Origin of the sequence: Pseudonocardia sp. (assembly GCF_050250275.1) — a bacterium.
GTDB lineage: Bacteria > Actinomycetota > Actinomycetes > Mycobacteriales > Pseudonocardiaceae > Pseudonocardia.
Genome location: NZ_JBFWOY010000057.1, coordinates 1 through 22,944, shown reverse-complemented (window position 1 = coordinate 22,944; position 22,944 = coordinate 1). Strand labels below are relative to the sequence as shown.

The 22,944-nt window shown below is 73.7% G+C and carries 16 protein-coding genes and 1 rRNA gene; 9 read left to right on the top strand and 8 right to left on the bottom strand.

All coding sequences use genetic code 11. The features are described 5' to 3' along the window. The 7 genes from rrf to AB7F12_RS30775 all read left to right on the top strand — a co-directional run. Positions 1 to 72, top strand: a 5S ribosomal RNA gene (gene rrf / locus AB7F12_RS30805); the annotation flags it as partial. Between the two features lie 689 nt (positions 73 to 761). Next, positions 762 to 1,310, top strand: a complete 549-nt coding sequence (locus tag AB7F12_RS30800; RefSeq protein WP_428501263.1) for a single-stranded DNA-binding protein — start codon at positions 762 to 764, stop codon at positions 1,308 to 1,310. A 91-nt stretch (positions 1,311 to 1,401) separates the two neighbouring features. Continuing rightward, the gene (gene ettA, locus AB7F12_RS30795; protein WP_428501262.1) at positions 1,402 to 3,078 is read left to right on the top strand and encodes an energy-dependent translational throttle protein EttA; all 1,677 of its coding nucleotides are present in this window, start codon (positions 1,402 to 1,404) and stop codon (positions 3,076 to 3,078) included. A gap of 137 nt (positions 3,079 to 3,215) precedes the next feature. Continuing rightward, positions 3,216 to 7,061, top strand: coding sequence for a hypothetical protein (locus AB7F12_RS30790; protein WP_428517183.1), 3,846 nt, complete (start codon positions 3,216 to 3,218; stop codon positions 7,059 to 7,061). Between the two features lie 70 nt (positions 7,062 to 7,131). Continuing rightward, on the top strand, positions 7,132 to 11,823 hold the full coding sequence (locus AB7F12_RS30785) for an NAD-glutamate dehydrogenase (RefSeq protein ID WP_428501260.1): 4,692 nt from the start codon (positions 7,132 to 7,134) through the stop codon (positions 11,821 to 11,823). Positions 11,824 to 11,854: 31 nt separating this feature from the next. Then, a complete protein-coding gene (locus AB7F12_RS30780) occupies positions 11,855 to 12,274 on the top strand; it encodes an acyl-CoA thioesterase (RefSeq protein ID WP_428501259.1) in 420 nt (139 codons plus the stop codon). Continuing rightward, positions 12,271 to 12,927 (top strand): hypothetical protein, encoded by a 657-nt coding sequence (locus AB7F12_RS30775; RefSeq protein ID WP_428501258.1) that lies wholly within the window; start codon positions 12,271 to 12,273, stop codon positions 12,925 to 12,927. The genes AB7F12_RS30780 and AB7F12_RS30775 overlap by 4 nt, the downstream gene beginning before the upstream one ends. Positions 12,928 to 12,964: 37 nt before the next feature. Here AB7F12_RS30775 and AB7F12_RS30770 read toward each other — a convergent pair whose 3' ends face one another. The 6 genes from AB7F12_RS30770 to AB7F12_RS30745 form a co-directional block, all read right to left on the bottom strand. Then, on the bottom strand, positions 12,965 to 14,524 hold the full coding sequence (locus AB7F12_RS30770) for a glycoside hydrolase family 13 protein (RefSeq protein ID WP_428501257.1): 1,560 nt from the start codon (positions 14,522 to 14,524) through the stop codon (positions 12,965 to 12,967). Positions 14,525 to 14,602: 78 nt separating this feature from the next. After that, complete coding sequence (locus AB7F12_RS30765) at positions 14,603 to 14,983, bottom strand: globin (RefSeq protein ID WP_428501256.1); 381 nt, start codon at positions 14,981 to 14,983, stop codon at positions 14,603 to 14,605. 17 nt (positions 14,984 to 15,000) lie between these two features. Continuing rightward, positions 15,001 to 16,008, bottom strand: a complete 1,008-nt coding sequence (locus AB7F12_RS30760) for a mechanosensitive ion channel family protein (RefSeq protein ID WP_428501255.1) — start codon at positions 16,006 to 16,008, stop codon at positions 15,001 to 15,003. Continuing rightward, entirely contained in the window at positions 16,005 to 18,131 is a 2,127-nt protein-coding gene (locus tag AB7F12_RS30755; protein WP_428501254.1) for a prolyl oligopeptidase family serine peptidase, read from the bottom strand. The genes AB7F12_RS30760 and AB7F12_RS30755 overlap by 4 nt, the downstream gene beginning before the upstream one ends. A gap of 74 nt (positions 18,132 to 18,205) precedes the next feature. Next, positions 18,206 to 18,880 carry a pyridoxamine 5'-phosphate oxidase family protein gene (locus AB7F12_RS30750; RefSeq protein WP_428501264.1) on the bottom strand — a complete coding sequence of 225 codons (675 nt, stop codon included), beginning with the start codon at positions 18,878 to 18,880 and terminating at the stop codon, positions 18,206 to 18,208. Beyond that, positions 18,868 to 19,533 (bottom strand): isochorismatase family protein, encoded by a 666-nt coding sequence (locus tag AB7F12_RS30745; RefSeq protein WP_428501253.1) that lies wholly within the window; start codon positions 19,531 to 19,533, stop codon positions 18,868 to 18,870. Before AB7F12_RS30745 ends, AB7F12_RS30750 begins: the two co-directional genes overlap by 13 nt. A gap of 129 nt (positions 19,534 to 19,662) precedes the next feature. Here AB7F12_RS30745 and AB7F12_RS30740 point away from each other — a divergent pair, with 129 nt between their 5' ends. After that, entirely contained in the window at positions 19,663 to 20,760 is a 1,098-nt protein-coding gene (locus tag AB7F12_RS30740; RefSeq protein WP_428517185.1) for a D-alanine--D-alanine ligase family protein, read from the top strand. Between the two features lie 13 nt (positions 20,761 to 20,773). On the opposite strand, the gene AB7F12_RS30735 is transcribed toward AB7F12_RS30740, so the two are convergent. Both AB7F12_RS30735 and AB7F12_RS30730 read right to left on the bottom strand, forming a co-directional pair. Continuing rightward, positions 20,774 to 21,358: a DUF3515 domain-containing protein gene (locus AB7F12_RS30735; RefSeq protein WP_428501251.1), complete on the bottom strand. Its 585-nt coding sequence runs from the start codon at positions 21,356 to 21,358 to the stop codon at positions 20,774 to 20,776. A 4-nt stretch (positions 21,359 to 21,362) separates the two neighbouring features. Then, positions 21,363 to 21,599 (bottom strand): Lrp/AsnC ligand binding domain-containing protein, encoded by a 237-nt coding sequence (locus tag AB7F12_RS30730; RefSeq protein ID WP_428501250.1) that lies wholly within the window; start codon positions 21,597 to 21,599, stop codon positions 21,363 to 21,365. Positions 21,600 to 21,753: 154 nt separating this feature from the next. On the opposite strand from AB7F12_RS30730, the gene AB7F12_RS30725 reads away from it, so the two are divergent. Then, positions 21,754 to 22,701 (top strand): thiamine-phosphate kinase, encoded by a 948-nt coding sequence (locus AB7F12_RS30725; RefSeq protein WP_428501249.1) that lies wholly within the window; start codon positions 21,754 to 21,756, stop codon positions 22,699 to 22,701. Positions 22,702 to 22,944: the final 243 nt, after the last annotated feature.

Genomic DNA, 22,944 nt, shown 5'->3' with positions numbered 1-22,944 from the left:
CCGGAAGCTAAGCCCTCCAGCGCCGATGGTACTGCACTCGCCAGGGTGTGGGAGAGTAGGTCGCCGCCGACATCAAATGTGGGGATGGTCCCGGACTTCGGTCCGGGACCATCCTCTTTTTTGCGTTGGTCGCCCAATCGCAGAAATTCGACGGGCGAAACCGTCGACAGCGAGTTCGTCCCACATTCGGATTCGGTATGCGTCGATCGTCGACATCTCCGATCCCGCCGATCTGCGTCAGGTGATGCACGTCGACTCCGTTCGGTGTTCGAGGCATCGGCGCCGATGGCGCTGCTCTGTGTTGCACCGCCGGGGTGAGCCAATGGTGGCGCATCGATCGCGGGTCTTCCCGCCGCGTGCGGCCCGGACCGGCTGAGCTCAGTGGTGGTGCGCGGCGGATCTGTGTGGCGACGGCTTTCCGGGGGTGCGGCGTCGCGTCCGACGATCGGTCGCGGCATCAGCAGGTGCATGGGTGCTCGGCATCCGTTCGCGGCCTTGTCGGGCCGGCGGTCACCTGCTGCCGGTGCGGCGCGCCCGTTCAAGACTGAGGCCGTGGTCGACGAGGGCCGTGTTGTTCCCGGTTTCGGTGCGGTCGTCGCGACATGCACAGCGCACCGACAGTTCGGCACGGGCGAGGGCCCCGGCGTCGGGTCTTCCACATGCGCGCGTGTTGTCCCCAGGTCGGCGTGACCGGGACCCGGGGGCCGCTGCAGCTCGCGATGATCGTTCCCGGAAGCCCCGTCCGAGCAGGGAGAACAACGGTGAACGAGATCTACACGACGATCGTCGGCAACATGGCGTCGGCGCCGATGCGCAGGCGCACCGCAGACGGCACCGAACTGGCCAGCTTCCGGCTCGCCAGCAACGTGCGGCGGTTCGACCGGGAGACCGGTGAATGGGTCACGTCCGGGACGTCGTACATGACGGTGACCGCGTGGCGGCGCCTCGGCGTCAACGTCGCGGCGACCTTCGTGAAGGGCGATCCGGTCGTCGTCTACGGGCGGCTGTCGGTACGCGAGTACGCCGCCAAGGACGGTGGCACCCGCATCGACGTCGACATCGACGCGAACGCGATCGGGCCGGACCTGTCGCGCTGCACCGCGGCCGTCTCCCGGCCGCGGCCGTCCTCCCAGGGCCCGGGACTCGATGCAGCGCAAGACATCCAGGTACCGAGCGACGAGGACGTGCCCGCCGACGAGTTCGTCGTCGACGACGAGGTCGCCGCCGACGCCGGCGGCGGCGAGCAACGTGGCGACGAGGTCGCCGACGACCCGTGGCAGACCGTTGCCGAGCCGGCAGCGGTCGGCTGAGCAGGGGCCGGAGGGTGCCCGGGCGGCGCCGCGCCGTCGCCCGGGTGCACCGGGCAACAGCGTCGTCAGACGCGTTACTACCATCGGGCCCGTGCCGGAGTTCATCTACACCATGAAGAACGTGCGCAAGGCGCACGGCGACAAGGTCATCCTCGACAACGCCTCGATCAGCTTCTATCCGGGGGCGAAGATCGGTGTGGTGGGCCCCAACGGCGCGGGCAAGTCCAGCGTGCTGAAGATCATGGCGGGCCTGGACCAGCCGAACAACGGTGAGGCCTTCCTCGCCCCTGGGGCCACCGTCGGCATCCTCCAGCAGGAGCCGCCGCTCAACGAGGAGAAGACCGTCCTCGGGAACGTGGAGGAGGGGGTCGGCGAGACGAAGGTCAAACTCGACCGCTTCAACGCGATCGCCGAGCAGATGGCCACCGACTACTCCGACGAGCTCATGGAGGAGATGGGCAAGCTCCAGGAAGAGCTCGATCACGCCGATGCGTGGGACCTCGACTCCCAGCTCGAGCAGGCGATGGACGCGCTGCGTTGCCCGCCGGGCGACCTGCCCGTCACCAATCTCTCCGGTGGCGAGCGGCGCCGCGTCGCGCTGTGCAAACTGCTGCTGGCCAAGCCCGACCTCCTCCTGCTCGACGAGCCCACCAACCACCTCGACGCCGAGAGCGTGCTGTGGCTGGAGCAGTTCCTCAGCTCCTACCCCGGTGCTGTCCTGGCCGTCACGCACGACCGCTACTTCCTCGACAACGTCGCGCAGTGGATCCTCGAGATCGACCGCGGCCGCACCTATCCCTACGAGGGGAACTACTCGACCTACCTGGAGAAGAAGGCCGAGCGGCTCGCCGTCCAGGGCAAGAAGGACCAGAAGCTCGAGAAGCGGCTCAAGGACGAGCTGGCCTGGGTGCGGTCCAACCCGAAGGCGCGGCAGGCGAAGAGCCGCTCACGGCTCGACCGCTACGAGGAGATGGCGGCCGAGGCCGAGCGGCACCGCAAGCTCGACTTCGAGGAGATCCAGATCCCGCCGGGCCCGCGCCTGGGCAACACGGTCGTCGACGTCTCGCACCTCGACAAGGGCTTCGACGGCCGGCAGCTGATCAAGGACCTGTCGTTCACGCTGCCGCGCAACGGCATCGTCGGGGTCATCGGTCCGAACGGCGTCGGCAAGACGACGCTGTTCAAGACGATCGTCGGGCTGGAGCACCCGGACTCGGGTGAGGTCAAGGTCGGCGAGACCGTCTCGCTGTCCTACGTCGACCAGAACCGTGGCGGGATCGACCCGAAGAAGAACGTCTGGGAGGTCGTGTCCGACGGGCTCGACTACATCCAGGTCGGGCAGGTCGAGATGCCGTCGCGGGCCTACGTGGCGGCGTTCGGGTTCAAGGGGCCGGACCAGCAGAAGCCGGCCGGTGTCCTCTCCGGTGGTGAGCGCAACCGCCTCAATCTGGCGCTGACGCTCAAGATCGGCGGAAACCTGATCCTGCTCGACGAGCCGACGAACGACCTCGACGTCGAGACCCTGGGATCGCTGGAGAACGCGCTCGAACAGTTCCCCGGCTGCGCCGTGGTCATCTCCCACGACCGCTGGTTCCTCGACCGGGTCGTCACCCACATCCTCGCGTGGGAGGGCACGGACGAGAACCCGGCGTCCTGGTTCTGGTTCGAGGGCAACTTCGAGGCCTACGAGAAGAACAAGGTCGAGCGACTCGGGGCGGAGGCGGCGCGTCCGCATCGCGTGACGCACCGTAAGCTCACTCGTGACTGAGAGCGATCCCGCGTCGGTGCGGTGATCTTCGTAAGGCGTGCCGGTCGGTCCCCGGGGTGCCTCGTTCCGCGGGAGGCTGCTGCGTGTCGACGGTCAGGTCCGGACGTGGGACGGACAGCTCGGATCCGGCTCAGGCGATGCTCACCGCCGCGGGCGGGTCACGCTGGTCCCGCCCGGACCTGACCGCGACCTTCGGTCGGCTCGCGGCCGAGCAGGCCCGAGACGACGCGACGTGGGCCGTCGCCGCAGGCTGGACCCTCCACGGGCGGGCGGCCATCGGCGACGCCCGCGACGAGGCCGCCGCCGTGCTCGCCCAGCTGGGCAGCGGCGCCCGTCGGGACGCGGCCCGTGGTGCGGACGGGGCCCGGCTCCGGGCCGAGCTCGCCGGCGTGGCGCGCGACCACGGCTCGGCCGACGTCGCCAAGCGCCTGCTCGACGGGTTGCTGCGCAACCCCGCGACTCCGGTCGACGTCCGTTTCGACGCCCTGGTCGCCCGCGCTCGGGCCTCGCTGTCCGACGGGCCCGACCGGCTCGAGCAGCTGCTCAGCCCGATCGACGCGGCGGCGCTGGAGGTCGCGGGCAATGCCGCCGCAGCCACGGCCGAGCTGCTGCGCTCCGCGGCCGAACGGGCCCAGTCACGGCACCACACCGCCGCCGATCGCGCCCGGACCGCGATGGCGCTGCTCGGGTGGCGCCCCCAGCGGCCCACCGCCGAGACCGAGTCCGATCACCTCACCGCCGCCCTCGCGACACAGTGGATCGGCGCCCTGCTCGACGCCGGCGCCCTGCGTGAGGCCCGTGCCGCGGCCGACGAGATCGCGCCACGACTGGAAGCGGACGGACTCGCGAGCCGCCAACGTGCGCAGCTGCGGCTGACGTGCGCACGGGCGACCTCACGCCCGTCGGGAACGATCGACGCGCTCGAGCGGGCCGCCACCGATGCAGGCGCCGCCGGAGCCCCAGACCTCGAGAGCGCCTGCCGCGCCGCGCTCGCCGAGCTGCACGACGCCTCCGGCAGGAGCGTGTCCGCGCGCGAGCAGCTGCGGTTGCGGCGGCGGGCCGAGGACGACGACCGGCGTCGCGCCGACCTGTTCCGGGTCGCGACGCCGCAGCTGGCCGGGTTGGTCGACGACACCGCGACCCCCGCCGCAGACGGGAAGCGTCGGGGAGTGGACCGGCAGGCCCGCACGCACACGTCGCCAGGCCGGAGCAGGATCCAGGTGACGGGTGCGCGGGGCACCCGTGACGTGCTGTCGGGGACCGCCCTCGACTCGGCCGTGCCCGTCGCACACGACCCGTTCGTCGGGACACCGTTGGCCCCCGACCCCCCGCTCGTCGAGCCGACCGCACTCCGCGCCGCCGAGTTCGGTGGCCCGCGGCCGGGCGCGGATGCGCCGGAGCAGCGGCCGACACCGCCCAGCGGTACCGGCCTCGGGCCGGTCGACGGCAGAGCGCGGCCCTCCGGACGTGCGACGCCGCCCCGCGGTACCGCCGCCGCACCGACGAACGGCGCGGCACGGCGCAACGGACGACCGGTCACCCCGGCCGACGGGCCACCGGCCGACGCCGAGCAGGGTGGGTCACGGCGCAGTGGGCGTGCCGCGTCGTCGTACATGTCGTCGCCGATGGGTGACGCGTTGCTGGCGGAGCTGCGGAGCAACGGGAGCGTCACCGACTCGGCGTGGGAGGGCCGCGACGAGGCGTCGCGCTTCCGGAGTTGGAACGCGGAGGTCGCCGGGGCCGCGGAGCAGGCCCGAGCCCGGCAGTCTGCTGCCGAGCGGGCGGCTGCCGAGCGGGCGGCTGCCGAGCGGGCGGCTGCTGAGCGGGCGGCTGCTGAGCGGGCGGCTGCTGAGCGGGCGGCTGCCGAGGAGAACGCGGCCCGGCTCGCGGGTCACGGGAACCCGGCTGCTGTCGTCGAGGAACCCGTGACACCGGCGCTCGCGGTCACCGACACGGCCGCTGCGGCTGCGGAATGGCTGGCCAGGGCGATCGCCGAGATCGACGATGTCTGGGGCCGTCCGGAGAGCCCGCCGGCGAGCCGCCATCGCGCCCCCGAGGGCCCGGGCGTCGCACCCGACCGGAACGGCGCCACGACCGACGCGCCGTCGGGACGGCGCCGTCGCCGGTCCGTGGACGACGCCGGCACCGCCACGGACGTCGCTGCCGGGAGGACCGCCGGAGCACGGTTCCGGTCGGCGACCGAGACGTCGGTACTGCGCGCGGTCGCCCGCGGACACGGGGACGGCGACCACCTCGGGAGCGTCCCCACGACGCGCCCCCAGCAGGCCGTGCCCCGCGTGGGCCGGCGGGCCCGGCGGGAAGCCGCGGAGCGTGGGCGCCCCACCGGCCCGCGCACCGACGGTGAGCGCGACGAGCATGAGCAGGCGCGGCCGGGGCCCGGCGGTCCGGGGGCGGCGGTGTCCGTCGTCGTCGATCTGGTCTCGGGGGACCAGCGGGTGGGCGGGGCCGCGGTGGCGGTGGCCCTGCGGCGCATCGCGCGGCGCGCCGGCGCGATCCTGCCGCCCGGTGCGTCGCTACGCGGTTGTGAGGATGCGGTCACGGTCGAGTTCCCCGGCCTCGACCGCGCCGGAGCCGCAGCGTGGGTGCATTCGGTGCTCGAGGACCTCGCGGCAGGCCTGCCCACCGCCCGCGATCTCGACGGTGCGTTCCTGCGGGCCGCGGTCGTCGGCGCCGACGGCGTGCGCGGGGCGCAGATCCTGCACGACCTCGGGACCAGCGCTGCCGCCGGCGCAGTGTCCGGGACCGGGGGGACCGCCGTCGAGCGCGTCGCGGCGGCCCGAGCGGCGCGCCGGATCACGAGCCGACCTCCCGCAGCCGGCCCGGACCTCGCAGGCGCCGACCTCGCACGCCCTCACACGGGCGGCCCTGACGCCGGGGCCGATCTCGAAAGGTCTGACCTCGGACGCGCCGACGTCGCCGACGTCGACCTCGCGGGTGCCGACCTCCGACCACCTGACATCGGAGGCCCCGACGCCGCGAGCTCTGACATCGCGGCCTCTGACCCTGCAGCCCCGGACTCTCAAAGAAGTGACCTCGCGGGTTCGGGTCTTGCGGGTTCGGATCTTGCGAGCCCAGACCTCGGAGGCGCTGACGTCGCGAGCCCGGACGTCGCGAGCCCGGACGTCGCGAGCCCGGACGTCGCGAGCCCGGACGTCGCGAGCCCTGACCTCGCGAGCCCTGACCTCGCGAGCCCTGACCTCCGAGGTGCCGACCTCGGAGGCGCCGGCGTCGCGGACGTCTACCTCGCGGGGGCCGGGCTCGGACACCCCGACCTCCGACGGTCCGGGCTCGGACCGCCTGAGCTCGGACCGCCTGAGCTCGGACCGCCTGAGCTCGGACCGCCTGAGCTCGGACCGCCTGAGCTCGGACTGCCTGGGCTCGGACGCTCTGACGCCGCAGGCCCTGACGTAGGCGGTTCCGACGTAGTGCGCCCTGACGTCGCGGGCACCGAGACCGCCGGGCCCGGGGAGCAGACGCGTGGCGACCTCGTTCGGCCGCTGCCCGTCGTCAACCCGGACGTGCCACTCGCGTCGCGACCGCAACCCCGCGGCGAGCCGGGCCCCGGCGGCGGACGGCACCGGGAGCGGGCTGTCGGGAACGCCGAGGCCGCGGAGCGCGGCGGGCGCCACCGTGGGCGCCGCCTCGACGACGATGCGGCCCCGGGCGCGTTCGCCTCCACACAGGACCCCCCACCGGGCGGTGCCGACACCGTCGCCACCGAGGAGCCGCCAACACCGGGAACGGGACGGCGGCGCCGCCGCTATCCCGCCGACGTCACACCCCCGGCCACCCCGGCGCCGGACGTCGTCGACGGGCACGTCACGGAGCCCCACACCCCGCCCGGCGCCGAGCCCCTACCGCGGGCCGATGCGGCAGCGGCGGCGCAGGAGGAGCCCGACATCGAGTCGCTCGGTCTCGCGGACCTTCTCGCAGGTGCGATGGCCGCCTACCGCGGGATGTGACGGTGTGATCGCGCGGAGCGCGCGGTCGTAGGGTGGGGGCTCAGTCATCGACCGACTGGAGCCACGCCTGATGAGCGATCCCGTCCCGAGTACCGACGTCGTGGACGAGCCGGGCGCCGCGCTCGGTCGCGTCTATCTGCGGCAGACGGCCGTGGAGGACGACCGCGCCACCCCGGCCGAGCGGCCCGACCCGGCGCGGCTCGCGGCGCGGGCCCACGAGGTGGCGGCGACCCGGCTGCCGGGTGAGCCGATCGTGCGGGTCTCGGGGGAGCCGCGGACCACGTCGGTGGACATCGTCACCGACGACATGCCCTACCTGGTCGAGTCGGTGCTCGCCGCGGTGCGGCACGCGGGCGGGGAACCGGCGCGGGTGGTGCACCCGGTCGTCGTCGTGCGGCGCGACGACGCGGGTGTGCTGCGTGAGGTGTTCGACGAGGCGGACCCGGACGAGCCGCCGGCGGCGGCGCTGGTCGAGTCGTGGATGCATCTCGACCTCGCGGCGCCGGTCGACGCGGGTCCGTTGCGCAGTGAGGTCGAGCAGGCGTTGCGCGATGTGCGTGACGTCGTCGCCGACGGGCCGCGGATCGCGGATCGGGCCCGGCAGGTGGCGGACGGGCTGGCGGCGTCGGCGCCGGCGTCGTGGGCGGCGTGGAACGCCGCGGACGTCGCGGACCTGCTGCGCTGGCTCGTCGACGGGCACTTCACGTTCCTCGGCTACCGCCACCACGTCGTGAGCACCGACGGGACGTCGCGCCCGGATCCCGAGCCGGCGCTGGGTGTGCTGCGCGGCCTGCCGCCGGCCGGTGACGGGTTCGCCTGGGCGGAAGCCGCGAAGGCGCCGGAGCAGCTCGTCCTCACCCGGGCGGAGATCCCGAGCCGGGTGCTGCGCCCGGTGCACCCCTGCTACGTGGGGGTCCGCACGTTCGACGTGGACGGCCGGGTCGTCGGGGAGCACCGCTTCCTCGGCATGCTGACGGTCTCGGCGATCCACGAGGACGTCCTCGACATCCCGCTGGTGGAGCGGCGGGTGCGCCGCGCGATCAACCTGGCGGGGTTCCCGATCGCGTCGTACTCGGGCCAGCGGATGCTGGAGGTGATCTCGGGGCTGCCGCGTGAGGAGCTGTTCGGCACGTCCGAGCAGGCGTTGTGCGACATCGCGCTCGGGGTGCTCAAGGCCGCCGGCAAGCGTGGTGTCCGGGTGTTCCTGCGCCCGGATCCGTACGGCCGGTTCGTGTCGTGCCTGGTGTACGTGCCGCGTGACCGCTACACGACGGCGGCGCGGCTCGCGATGGCCGCGGTGCTGAAGGACCGGCTGGCCGGCTCGGACGTCGACTACACGGCGCGGGTGAGCGAGGCGAGCCTCGCGTTGGTGCAGTTCACCGTGCACCGGGACCCGGAGACGGCGCCGCGGGCGCTGCCCGACCCGATGGCGTTGGCCGACGAGCTGGCCGACGCGATCCGCACGTGGGACGACCGGCTGGTCGCGACGCTCGGCGCGCTCGCGGTGCCGGAGCTGCTGGCGGGGATCCCGGAGTCGTACAAGGCGTCGGTGCCCCCGGCGCACGCGGTGGAGGACCTGCGGCGGGTGTTGTCGCTGGAACCGGGCGGTTTCGCGGTGCGCCTCTACGAGAACGGGGCGGCCGAGAAGCGGTTCACGCTCTATCTCGCCGACGCGCCCGTGACGCTCACGGCGGTGCTGCCGGTGCTGCAGCAGCTGGGCGTCGAGGTGCTCGACGAGCGGCCCGCGGAGTTCGTGCGCCCCGACGGGCACCGCTGCTGGGTCTACGACTTCGGGCTCGCGCTCGCGGGGACGCCGTGGCCTGCCGACGACGCGGGCGCATTCTGCTCGGCGTTCGCGGCGGCGTGGCGTGGCGACGCGGAGACCGACCGGTTCAGCTCCCTCGTGCTGGGCGCGGGTCTGCACTGGCGCGAGGTGGCGTTGCTGCGCGCCTACGGCCGCTACTCCCGCCAGCTGGGCAGCCTGTTCGGGCAGAACTACCTGGCCGACGTGCTGCGCGCCCACCCGGAGGTGGCGCGCGGGCTGGTGGCGCTGTTCCGGGCCCGGTTCGACCCCGCGCCCGACGGTGGCGCCCGGGCGGCGGCGACGGAGGAGGCGCTGCGGCACGTGAGCTCGTTGATCGACGAGGTCGCGGGTCTGGACGCCGACCGGATCCTGCGCGGCTACCTGGGCATGATCACGGCGACGTTGCGCACCAACTGGTTCCGCGACCGGCCGTTCTTCTCGTTCAAGATCGACCCGACGTCGGTGCCGGAGATGCCCAGCCCACGACCGAAGTTCGAGATCTTCGTGTACTCGCCGCGGGTCGAGGGCGTGCACCTGCGGTTCGGGCCGGTCGCGCGCGGCGGGCTGCGCTGGTCGGACCGCCCGCAGGACTACCGCACCGAGATCCTCGGCCTGGTCAAGGCGCAGGCCGTCAAGAACGCCGTCATCGTGCCGGTGGGGGCGAAGGGCGGGTTCGTCGTCAAGGCGGCCCGGCCCGGCCCCGACGAGGTGGAGGCCTGCTACCGGATCTTCATCTCCGCGCTGCTCGACGTCACCGACAACCTGGTCGACGGCGCGACGGTGCCGCCGCCGGACGTCGTGCGCCACGACGGCGACGACTCCTACCTGGTCGTCGCCGCCGACAAGGGGACGGCGCGGTTCTCCGACGTCGCCAACGACGTCGCCGCGAGCTACGGCTTCTGGCTGGGTGACGCGTTCGCCTCGGGCGGGTCGGTCGGCTACGACCACAAGGCGATGGGCATCACCGCGCGGGGTGCGTGGGAGTCGGTGCGGCGGCACTTCGCGGAGCTGGGCGTCGACACCCAGTCGCAGGACTTCACGGTCGCGGGCATCGGGGACATGTCCGGCGACGTGTTCGGCAACGGGATGCTGCTGTCCGCCCACATCAGGCTGGTCGCGGCGTTCGACCACCGGCACGTGTTCGTCGACCCCGACCCGGACGCCGCGCAGGGCATCGCGGAACGTCGGCGGCTGTTCGCGCTGCCGCGCTCGTCGTGGGACGACTACGACCGGGCCGCGATCTCGGCCGGCGGCGGGGTGTGGCCGCGGACGGCGAAGTCGGTGCCGGTGGGGCCGGAGATCCGGGCCGCGCTGGGGCTGCCCGACACCGTGGTCAAGCTGAGCCCCCCCGAGCTGATCCGGGCGATCCTGCTCGCGCCCGTCGACCTGCTGTGGAACGGCGGTATCGGCACCTACGTGAAGGCCACCGCGGAGTCCCACCCCGACGTCGGGGACAAGGCCAACGACGCCATCCGCGTCGACGGCCGGGAGCTGCGGGTCAGGGTCGTCGGCGAGGGCGGCAACCTGGGGCTCACCCAGCGCGGCCGCATCGAGTTCGCCCGCGCGGGCGGGCGGATCAACACCGACGCCATCGACAACTCGGCGGGTGTCGACTGCTCCGACCACGAGGTCAACATCAAGATCCTGCTCGACGGGCTGGTCGCCGCCGGGGAGCTCGACCGGCCGGCGCGCAACGCCCTGCTGGCGGAGATGACCGACGAGGTCGCCGAGCTCGTCCTCGACGACAACCGCGCCCAGAACGCGGTGCTCGGAGTCGCCCGCTCGCACGCGGCGGCGATGGCCAACGTGCACCGGCGGATGGTCGCCGACCTGGCCGACCGGGCCGGACTCGACCGGCGCATCGAGGTCCTCCCCGACGACGACGCGTTCGCGTCGCTGGAGGACGCCGCCGCCGGGCTGACCAGCCCGGAGCTGGCGACACTGCTCGCCCACACGAAGCTCGACCTCACCCACCGGCTGCTGGGCACCGAGCTGCCCGACGCACCCGCCTTCGCGGGCCGGCTGCCCGGCTACTTCCCGGAACCGTTGCGGGTCCGCCACCCGCGGCCCATCGCCGCCCATCCGCTGCGTCGCGAGATCGTCGCGACGATGCTGGTGAACGAGATGGTCGACGGCGGCGGGACGTCGTATGCGTTCCGGCTGGCCGAGGAGCTGTCGGCGGGGGTGGACGAGGCCGTCCGCGCCTACACCGTGTCGACGGCCGTGTTCGGTCTGGCGGACCTGTGGGAACGGGCGCGCGCCGCCGACATGCCGGTCGCGCAGGCCGACCGACTGGTCCTCGAGTCGCGTCGGCTGCTCGACCGGGCGTCGCGCTGGTTCCTCACCAACCGACCCCAACCGCTGGCGGTCGGCGCCGAGACCGCCCGCTTCAGCGAGACGGTGCGGGACCTGTCGGGCCGCGTCGGTGGGTTGCTCTGCGGGCCGGAGGCGGCGGCCGTCGCCGCGTCGACGGACGCGCTCGTCGTCGACGGTGTGCCGCGTGAGCTGGCACGCCGCTCCGCCGAGCTGATGTTCACGTTCGGGCTGCTCGACGTCGTCGAGCTGACCGAGCTGTCCGAACGCGACCGGGAGCCGCGCGACCCCGTCGAGGTCGCGACCCTGTACTACGCGATGTCGGCGCACCTCGGCGTGGACCTCGCGCTGACCTCGGTCACGGCACTCGAACGCGGCGACCGCTGGCACGGCCTGGCCCGCCTCGCGCTGCGCGACGACCTCTACTCCTCCCTGCGTGCCGTCACCCTCGACCTGCTCCGCGAGGCGGTGCCCGGCACGCCCGCCGACGAGGCGATCGCGTTGTGGGAGAAGGCGAACGCGTCGCGGCTCGGGCGCGCGCGGACGGCGCTGGAGGAGATCGGGGGGAAGGCGGGCGCCGGGGCGCGGCTCGATCTCGCCACGCTGTCGGTGGTGGTGCGCCAGCTGCGCGGACTCGCCCGCTGACCGCCCCGGCGCACCTGAGAGGGTGTGCGGCGTGGCTCGTTTCGTCGCTCATGTCCCGCTGCGCTGGACCGATCAGGACGCCTACCGGCACGTCAACCACGCCCGCGCGGTGACCTTGCTGGAGGAGGCCCGCATCGAGCTGGTCTTCGAACGGGCCCGGACGTCCGGCGCGGGGACGTTCGCGACCGGGCTGCTCGTCGCCGGGCTCGAGGTCGAGTACCGACGCCAGATCCCGTACCGGGCCGAGCCGTTGCGGGTCGCGATGTGGGTGCGCGACGTGCGGGCCGCCTCGTTCACGATCGACTACGAGATGCACGACGGGCCCGACGACACCGATCCCGTCGCCGTCACCGCGCGGACACACATGGCGCTGTACGACCTCGCGGCCGACCGGCCGCGACGGCTGACTGCCGAGGAACGGGCGTTCCTCGGGGAGTGGGGGGAGTCGTGAGCTCGCTGTCGTTGGCCGACACGGCGGAGCGTGACGACCTGGGCGCGTTCACCGCGCGTGTCGTCCGCCTGGAGTCCTCTGCGCTGGTGCGGCTGCACGCCCGCGGCGACAAGCTGACGGCCTGGGCCGCGACACCGTTCGACGTCCTCGCCACGCGCTCGGTGCGCGGAACCTGCGAGCCCGCGGAGCTGACGGTCCCGGCGCAGGCGCTGCTGACCTCGCTCGCCGTCGAGCGCGGGGAGACGGTCGACCCGGGGCCCGGGATGGGGATGTGGGACGGGGAGGTCCCGCCCGCCGACGGCTGGGCGTTCGTCGACACCGTGCCCGCCGCCGAGCTGGAGAAGCTCACCGAGCGCGGGCTGGCCCTGGCGCGGGAGCACGCCGGCCCCCTCGGGCCGCCCGCTTCGCTGCTCGACCAGACGGTGCTGACCGTCGAGAACGGCTCGGGCCCGCCCGTCCGGATCCCGATGCGCTGCCTGTTCGCCCTGTCGGGCATGGGTTTCCTGGGCGGCGCCGACACGGGTGCCGGATCCGACGCCGAGGGCGCCCCGGTCGTGCGGGTGTCGGCGACGGGCTCCTGGCTGCGTATCGACGCCCGCTTCGGCGCCGTCGTCCGCCGCCGGGTGACGTCCCTGCCGCTGTTCACGAGCTGACCCGGGTTCGTGCAGGTGGGGGTGCCCTCGAGCGGGGTCAGGCCAGCCAGGCGGCGGTGTCCGGGGGGAGCCGGCCGTCGTCGGTGAGGGGGCCGCTGGTCACCAGGACGTCGCCGGGCGGGAGCGGTACGGGGGCCTCGGAGGTGTTGAGGGCGCAGGCGAGGGTGGTGCCGCTGCGGCGGAACGCCAGGCAGCCGTCGGGGGCGCCGTACCACTCGACGCGGGTGCGCCGGTCGTCGTCGGTGACGAACCCGGGGTGGGTGTGTCGCAGCTCCAGGGCGTGCCGGAACATCGACAGGGTCGAGCCGGTGTCCTCCAGCTGCTCGGCGGCGGTCAGGGCGTCCCAGCCCGAGGGCATCGGCAGCCACGGCTCGCCGCTGCTGAACCCGTAGGCCGGCCCACCGCCCTCCCAGGGCAGGGGGATGCGGCAGCTGTCGCGGCCCCGCTCGGTGTGCCCGGAGCGTTCCCAGACGGGGTCCTGCAGGGCGTCGTCGGGGACGTCGACGTCGGGCATCCCCAGCTCCTCGCCGTTGTAGACGTAGACGGAGCCGGGCAGCGCGAGCATCACCAGCGCCATGGCGCGGGCGCGGGCGAGGCCGACGGCGCCGCCGCCGTAGCGGGTCACCGGCCGCGACACGTCGTGGTTGGACAGCGTCCAGGTGGGGCGGGACCCGACGGCGTCGACGGCGGCGATGGAGTGCTCGATCGCCTCGCGGACAGCGGTGGCGTCGAACGGGGTCTGCAGCAGGCGGAAGTTGAAGGCCTGGTGCAGCTCGTCGGGGCGGACGTAGCGGGCGAAACGTTCGTCGTCGCGCACCCAGATCTCGCCGACGGCCATCCGGCCGGGGTAGTGGTCGAGGACGGCGCGGACCATGCGGTGGACGTCGTGGACGCCGTCCTGGTCGAAGCGGAGGTCGCCGTCGGTGTTGGCGAGCAGCTCGGTGCGGGCCTGGGGGTCGTCGGGGAGGCCGTCGGGTTTGGCCATGCCGTGGGCGACGTCGATACGGAAGCCGTCGACGCCGCGGTCGGACCAGAACCGCAGGGTCTTCTCGAGGTCGGCCCACACCTCGGGGTTGGTCCAGTTGAGGTCGGCCTGTTCGGGGGCGAACAGGTGCAGGTACCACTCGCCGTCGGCGACGCGTTCCCACGCCGGGCCGCCGAAGATGCTGCGCCAGTTGTTGGGCGGCGCGTCGCCGTTCTCGCCGGTGCCGGGGCGGAAGTGGTATCGGGCGCGTTCGGGGCTGCCGGGGGCGGAGTCGAGGGCGGCGCGGAACCACTCGTGCTCGGTGGAGGTGTGGTTGGGCACGAGGTCGACGATGATCTTGAGTCCGTGCCGGTGGGCGTCCTCGACGAGGGCGTCGAACGCGGCGAGGTCGCCGAAGACGGGATCGACGTCGCGCGGGTCGGCGACGTCGTAGCCGTGGTCGGCCATGGGGGACCGGTAGAACGGCGTCAACCACAACGCGTCCACGCCCAGCAACTCCAGGTAACCGAGCCGGCTGCGGACGCCGCCGAGATCGCCCACGCCGTCGCCGTCGGAGTCGGCGAAGCTGCGGACGTAGACCTGGTAGACCACCGCATCACGCCACCACTGCACCGGGACATCCTGCCATCCGCGATCGACGCGGAGCGTGACGAAACCGGTCTCGGACGGGTGATGAACGCCGCGCGGGTCTCAGAAGTCCGCGTTGACCATGCTCTCCGCCGCGTATGTGATGTAGGTCCAGAACTGCTCGCGGTGCGCATCGTCCATGCTCGACTCCTCGACGGCGACGCGCATGCACCGCAGCCAGGCGTCCCGCTGGAGCGGACCGATCCGGAACGGTGCGTGCCGCATCCGCAACCGCGGGTGACCGCGCTGGTCGGAGTAGGTGCGGGGGCCACCCCAGTACTGTTCGAGGAACATCCGGAAGCGCACCTCGGCGGGCCCGAGGTCCTCCTCCGGGTACATCGCGCGCAGCATCTCGTCCTCGGCCACCTGCTCGTAGAAGCGGGCGACGATCCCGGCGATCGTGTCGGGCCCGACCTCGGCGAAGAAGTTCTGCGGAGTGCTCACGTCACCACTATCCCTTGTCACGCTCGGTCAGGTCCGCCGCCGGTCGACGGCAGTGCCGACCGGCCGGCGTCGGCGGGCGGCGGGAAGACGACGGGCCGCGGAATGTGCTCCTCGTCGAGGGCGTCGGTGATGGCGGCGTTGAGGGCCCGCTGGACGACGAACTGCCGTCCGGGGCTGACCTTGGCGGTCAACCGCAGCGTGACGCCCTCCGCGGTCACCTTGTCGACGCCGAGCACTTGCACGGGTTCGAGGACGTCGCCCTTGATGTCGTCGGCGCCGAGGCGCTCGGTGGCGACGCGGGTGACGAGCTCGGTCACCTCGGCGGTGTCGACGGTGTGCGCGAGCGGCAGGTCGACGACGGCGACGGCGTAGCCCTGCGTCATGTTGCCGACGCGGACGATCTCGCCGTTGCGGACGTACCAGAGGGTGCCCTTGATGTCGCGGATCGTCGTGATGCGCAGCCCGACGGTCTCGACGGTGCCGATGGCGTCACCGACGTCGACGACGTCGCCCACCCCGTACTGGTCCTCCAGCAGCATGAACATGCCGGACAGGAAGTCGCGGACGAGGTTCTGCGCGCCGAAGCCCACGGCGATGCCGACGATGCCGGCGGAGGCGAGTATCGGGCCGAGGTTCACGCCGAACTCGGCCAGGATCATGATCGCGGCGATCAGCAGGATGACGGCCGAGCTGATCGACCGCAGCACCGATCCGATGGTCTTCGCGCGCTGCGAGCGTCGTGCGGTGACGGCCTCGACGGAGCCGTTGCGCAGCCGGCCCGGGGTGCGCCGGACGATGGCGCGTGAGATCCGGTTGTCGGCGGCGCCCTCGACGAGCCGGCGGATCCCGCGGTGCAGCAGCCAGCGGGTCACCAGCGCGACGACGATGATCAGGACGATCGCCAACGTCTTCGAGACGATGACGTTGGCCGACTCGGCGAGGAAGTCGCTGTGGGTCCACTCGTAGAAGCGGGCGCACCAGGTGCCGGGTTCGGCGGCGCAGACGGGCTGGGCGGGGAGGGTCACCTGAGCTCCAGTCCGGTGTGGACGGCGAGGAACGCGAGCTGGTCGACCGACAGCGCGACGGTGCGGGAGACCGACCGGCCCGCGTGGCCGACGTCGGTCTCGCGGCGGATGAGGACCGGCCGCGTGTCGGGGTCGCCCGCGGTGGCGTGCTGGAGGGCGGCGCACATCTTGCGGGCGTGCAGGGGGTCGACGCGGGTGTCGGAGTCGAACACGGTGAACAGCACGGCCGGGTAGGTGGTCCCGGTGTGCACGTGGTGGTAGGGCGAGTAGGACAGCAGCCAGCCGAGCTCGCCCGCGTCGTCGGCGGTGCCGTACTCGTCGTTCCAGGTGCGGCCGAGGGAGAACTGCTCGTAGCGGATCATGTCGAGCAGCGGCGCCGAGCAGACGACGGCCCGGTACAGGTCGGGGCGCTGGGTGAGCGCGGCGCCGACCAGGAGCCCGCCGTTGGAGCCGCCCATGATCGCCAGCTGTGCCGGGGTGGTGACGCCGTCGGCGACCAGGCGCTCGCAGGCCGAATGCAGGTCGTCGAACACGTTCTGCTTGTTGGCGCGGTTGCCGGCGAGGTGCCACGCCTCGCCCTCCTCGCCGCCGCCGCGCAGCGACACCAGCGCGTAGACGCCGCCGGCCTCGACCCAGGTGAGCGCGGTCGGGGTGTAGGCGGGCTCGCGGGTGATGCCGAACCCGCCGTAGCCGGTGACCAGCGTGGGCACGGGCCCGGTGGGGGCGGTGGCGGGGCGGATCACGAACATGCGGACGGTCGTGCCGTCGGCGGAGACGAACTCGAGCTGTTCGGTGTGCACGTCGGGGACGTCGACCTCGCCGGGCGCGGCCTCGACGAGGACGGTCTCGCCGGTGGCCCGGTCGAAGCGCTGCACCTGGTAGGGCGTGACGAGATCGGTCCAGCCCAGCCAGAGCCTGCCGTACTCGGCGGGGGTGTCCCGGTCGGCGACACTCACCCCGGCGACGGACCCGGTGCCCGGCAACGGCACCGTGCCGCGCGGGGTGCCGTCGAGGGCGTGCAGGGCCAGCTCGGCGACGGCGTGCCGGGCGCGGACGAGCACGAGGAGCGGCTCCTCGTCCGAGCCGGGCGGGGGCTCGAGGCGGCGGACCCCCTCCAGGACCGACTCCGGGTCCTCCGCGACGAGCTCGCGCCAGTGCTCGCGCTGTGGCCGCTCCGGCTCGGTGACGCACAGCCGCCAGCGCGGGGCGCCGTCGGTGGTGAGGACGTGGAGCAGCCCGTCGCGCTCCACCCAGGCCGCGGCCTGCACGTCGTCGGCCTGGGTGAGGATCGGCACCAGCTCACCGGTGCGGTCGCCGTCGAGCGAGGCGATCCAGACGCTGTCGCGGCGCGCGGTCCCCACGTTCGCGGACACGACGAGCCAGCGCCCGTCGCGGGAGACGTGGACGCCGTAGTAGTTGTGGTCCTCGTAGAGCCCGGGGCCTTCGATCAGCACGTCGGTGGACGTGTCGGCACCGATGCGGTGGCGCCAGATGCGCCGGTGCAGGTTCTCCTCGCCCGCGGGGACCTCGCCGTCGGCGACCTTGCGCACGAACACGATCTCCTCGCCGCCGGGCAGCCACGCCACGTCGGAGTAGCGGCAGCGGTCGATGGGCTTCTCGACGAGCTCACCGGCCCCGACGTCCATGACGTGCAGCACCGAGTTCTCGTCGCCGCCACGGGAGACCTGGTAGGCGAGGCGGCGCCCCTCCAGGTCGGGCACCCACGAGTCGAGGGTGGTCAGCCCGTCGGGGTCCAGGAGCATCGGGTCGAGCAGGACGCGCTCGACGGTCGTACCGTCGGGTTGCGGCTCGCGGACGAGCACGACGGCGTGCTCCTGGCCGGGGGTGCGCCGCACCAGGAACGCGCGACCGGCCCGCCACAGCGGCGCCGACACCGAGCCCGCGTCGAGGAGCCCGCGCAGCCGCGCGGCGAGGCGGTCACGCCCGGGCAGGGCGGCCAGCCGGGCGGCGGTGAGCTCGTCCTGCGCGCCCGACCAGGCGCCGGTCCGTGGATCGGCGGGGTCCTCCAGCCAGCGGTACGGGTCGGGGATGTCGTAGCCGTGCAGGTGGTCGACCAGGTCGAGGCGCTCCGCGGACGGATACGGGGACTTCGCGCTGCTCACGCGGGCCGAGACTACGGGAGTGCCGTGGGCGTCCCGGCACCTGTCGTGAGCTGCGCGGACCGCGGGCGCCGCCGTCAGCGGGACGTGACGTGGGCGGGGGTCGCCGGTGTGCCGGGGATCAGGTCGGGCGCCGGTTCGGCCTCGCCGAACACGGTGCGCACGGGCAGCACGCCCGCCCAGTACGCCGGGTTCGCGATGTCGGCGTCGTCGTCGCCGGGAGGCCCGGTGCGGACCTTCACGCTGGCCTCGGCGAGGTCGAGCGCGAGGACGGTGGTGGCGGCCAGCTCCTTGCGGTCGGGCAGCCGGGCGTGGCTCCACGACCCGGGCGCCAGCTGCTCGACGAGCGCCTCCAGCCCGGCCGCACGCTCCTGTTCGTCGGTGACCGGCCGGGCGGTCCCGTGGACGACCGCGCTGCGGTAGTTCATCGAGAAGTGGAACACCGAGCGGGCGTAGACGATCCCGTCGACATGGGTGACGGTGACGCACACCGGGACGCCGGACGCGGCCGCCCGCAGCGTCGACGCGCCGGTGGACCCGTGCAGGTAGAGGGTGTCGCCGACGCGGCCGTACCCGGTCGGGAGGACGACGGGCGCGCCGTCGAGCACGATCCCGAGGTGGCAGACGATCCCGGCGTCGAGGACCGCGTACAGGTCGGCGCGGTCGGTTCGGCCCCGTTCGGCGAGCCGGCCGAGGGAGCTGCGCGGGGTGGCGGACAGGGGCGCGGTGGAGGAGGAGCTCACTCCTGCGATGGTGCTGTCCGGCCGGCGGTGGCGGAAGGGCCGCGTGCGCAGAAGTGGACCAAGGCCTCGTCCAGGGTGACGACGTCGGCGCACGTGGCGTCGAGGTCGGCGAGGTGGGACTCGTGCAGCCCGGCCGAGCGGTCGGTGCAGGCGTCGCGCACGACCATCGGGCGCAACCCGGCCGACAGCGCGTCGGTCGCCGACGCGCGCACGCACCCCGACGTCGACACCCCGCACACGACGAGCGTGTCGATCCCGGCCGTGACCAGCCGCGGCGCGAGCGAGGTCCCGAGGAACGCCGACGCGTACCGCGTCACGACGAGCGTCTCCCCGGGCCCCGGGGACAGCGGTGGCGCGATCTCGCCCCAGCCGCCCGCGGCGCCCTCGGCGAACACCGCGAGCGCGGGAGCCTTGCGGACGAACAGGCCGGCGCCGGCGAGGTCACGGGAGTAGCGCACCACCGTCCAGACGACGGGGTGCCCGGCCTCGCGGGCCGCGTCGACCAGCGCCGCGCACGCCGACACGGCCGGGCCGGGGTCGGGCAGCGCGAACGGTCCGTCGGGTTCGGTGTAGGCGCGCACCACGTCGACGACCAGCAGCGCGGGGCGTGACCCCCAGCCCAGCCGGCCGGTGGCGGGACCACCGTGCGGTGCGGCCGTCATGTCCGGCACGGTAGAGCGCGTGTCGCCGGGGCGCGACCGCCGTCGGGCCCCGGTGCCCGCCACGGGGGTGACCGCACCCCCGGAGGCGGCGGCGGAGGGGGTCGGCGGCTGGCCCTACCCTCGTCACCCATGAGCGAACGCAAGGTCAGGGTCGCCGTCGTGTTCGGCGGCCGCAGTTCCGAGCACACGATCTCGTGCGTCTCCGCAGGTAGCGTGCTCGCCCACCTCGACCGTTCGCTCTTCGAGGTGGTCCCCGTCGGCATCACCCCCGAGGGCGCGTGGGTCCTCGGCACCGACGATCCCGCACAGCTGCGGATCGACGGCCGCACCCTGCCCGTCGTCGACGGGACCGCCGACGCGCTCGCCCTGCCCGGCGACCCCACCCGGGGCGGCCTCGTCCGGCTCGACCGCGACCGCGCGGGCGAGGTGTTCTCCGGGGTCGACGTCGTGTTCCCCGTGCTGCACGGCCCCTTCGGTGAGGACGGCACGATCCAGGGCCTGCTCGAGATGGCCGGGCTGCCCTACGTCGGCTCCGGTGTGCTGGCCAGCGCGGCAGGCATGGACAAGGAGTTCACCAAGAAGCTGCTGGCCGCCGAAGGCCTCGAGGTCGGCACGCTCGTCGTCCTGCGCCCCGGCACCGCGACCCTGACCGCCGACGAGCGGGAGCGGCTCGGGCTGCCGGTGTTCGTCAAGCCCGCCCGGGCCGGGTCGTCGGTCGGGATCACCCGCGTCACGTCCTGGGACCGCCTCGACGAGGCCGTCGCGGTGGCCCGCGCGCACGACCCGAAGGTCCTGGTCGAAGCGGCGATCGTCGGCAGCGAGGTCGAGTGCGGCGTCCTCGAACACCCCGACGGCACCCTGCACGCCAGCCTGCCCGCCGAGATCCGGCTCGTGTCGTCGGCGGCGGAGTTCTACGACTTCGACGCCAAGTACCTCGACGACGCCTGCGAGTTCGACGTCCCGGCCAAGCTCGACGACGACACCACCGCGCGGCTGCGCGCCGCCGCGATCGACGCCTTCCGCGCCCTCGACTGCCAGGGCCTGGCCCGCGTCGACTTCTTCGTCGACGACGAGGGCGCGCCGATCGTCAACGAGGTCAACACGATGCCCGGGTTCACCCCGATCTCGATGTACCCGCGGATGTGGGCGGAGACCGGTGTGGACTACGCGACGTTGCTGACGACGCTGGTCGAGACCGCGCTCGCGCGGGGCACCGGTCTGCGCTGACCCGGAGGGCGGTTCAGCGGACGGCGACCGGCGCGGCGGGCAGCGTCGCGGTGATCACGTCCGACACCGCCTGCAACGGCCCGCTGCCGACGGTCGCGGGCGTCGTCACCGCGATGTAGGTGCCGCGGTCGACCGCGACCCAGCTCGACTGCACCGGGTCCGGGACGTCGTCGGGCAGCTGCAACCAGCTCACCCCGTTCACGACGACCAGCGCCGACGTCGGCGTCAGCTCGGCGGGGCGCGGCAGCCCGCACCGCAGGACCACCGGCCGCGACGGTGCCGCCCAGGCCCGGACCCCGGCGGGTGCCGGGTCGGCGAGGGCGCGGGTGGGCAGGCCCGCGTCGCCACCCGGCAGCGTCGGGGGCAGCGCCGCCAGCAGCGCGGTGCAGGCCGGGCCGGACGCGTCGGGGGCGTCGACGGGCGCGGCGGCCAACGGCCGGGTGTCGGGCGGACCGGGGTCGGCTGTCGCCGGGTCGGCGGCGTTGCGGTTGACCAGCGACAGCACTGCGACCGTCACCGCCAGCACGAGCGGCAGCGCGATGGCGACCAGGACCGCGGCCGGGGGCCGCGTCCGGGCGGGACCATCAGGCTGTGCCACGTGCTCAGCCCAGGTTGACGACCGGGCAGGTCAGCGTGCGGGTGATGCCGTTGACGCTCTGGACCTTCGCCACGACGAGCTGGCCAAGCTCGTCGACGTCGCCCGCCTCGGCGCGGACGATCACGTCGTACGGGCCGGTGACGTCCTCGGCCGACACCACGCCGGCGATGTCGGCGATGGCGTTCGCCACGGCGGCGGCCTTGCCGACCTCGGTCTGGACCAGGATGAAGGCCTGAACCACGGCGTGCTCCTCTCGAGTGCGCGCTGCGGGGCAGCGCAGGCCGCGCCGGCAGGCGCGACTGGTCGTGTCGGGTAGGAAAGTCGGAAGCCAAACCGTACCGGAGGTGCCCGCGGTGCCCACATCGTCGGCCTCCCCGTCCGAGGGAACCGAGGCGATGAACACACTTGGCGACGTCGGCGAGTTCGGGTTGATACGGCGCGTCACGGTCGGCCGCGAGCAGCCCCCGACCACGCTGCTCGGGCCCGGTGACGACTCCGCGATCGTCGCCGCGCCCGACGGGCGGGTCGTGGCCTGCACCGACGTCCTGGTCGAGGGCGTGCACTTCCGGCTCGACTGGTCCACGCCGGACCAGGTGGGGCGCAAGGCCGCCGCCGCGAACCTGGCCGACGTCGCCGCGATGGGCGCGGTGCCGACGGCCCTGCTCGTCGGGCTCGCCTGTCCGCGCGACACGGCCGTGGAGACGTTGGAGGCCATCGCGTCGGGGCTGTGGGCGGAGGCGGCCGGGGCCGGGGCGGGGGTCGTCGGCGGGGACGTCGCGTCGGGGCCCGCGATCGTGCTGTCGGTGACGGCTCTGGGCTCCCTGGAGGGCCGTGACGCGGTGACGCGCGCGGGCGCCCGGCCCGGCGAGGTCGTCGCGCTGTGCGGGCGGATCGGCTGGGCCGCAGCGGGTCTCGACGTCCTGCACCGCGGATTCCGGTCCCCCGGTGCGGTCGTGAACGCCCACCGGGTGCCGGAGCCGCCGTACGCCGCCGGGCCACGGGCCGCGCGGGCCGGGGCGACGTCGATGATCGACGTGTCCGACGGCCTGCTCGCCGACCTCGCCCACGTCGCGACGGCCTCCGGCGTCACGATCGACGTGGCGACGGCCGCGCTCACCGTCCCTCCCCGGCTCGCCGAGGTGGCCTCCGCGCTGGGCGTGGACCCGCTCGGCTGGCTCCTGACCGGCGGCGAGGACCACGCGCTGGTGGCGACGTTCCCGCCGGGTGCCGCCCCGGAGGGGTGGACGGTGATCGGCGCGGTGCGCGCCCCCGAGGGCGAGCCCGCGGTCCTGGTCGACGGCGCTCCCCACGACGGCCCCGCCGGCTGGGACCACTTCGCCTGAGCCCTGAGCCCTGAGCCGGGCTAGTTGTATCCGGCCAAGACGTTGGTGACGATCTGATCGCCTCGACACACGGTCGAGGTTGTTGAACCAGGGAGAGCCCCCGAGTGGGGTGTGGTTTGTCTAGGACCCACACCACCCGGAGGCTCTCGTGGCCCACCGTAATGCCCGCCTGACCGTGCACGGCCGCCGCTTGTTGATCGAACGTGTCCTGAACCTCGGCCGCCCCCGCTCACACGTGGCCGC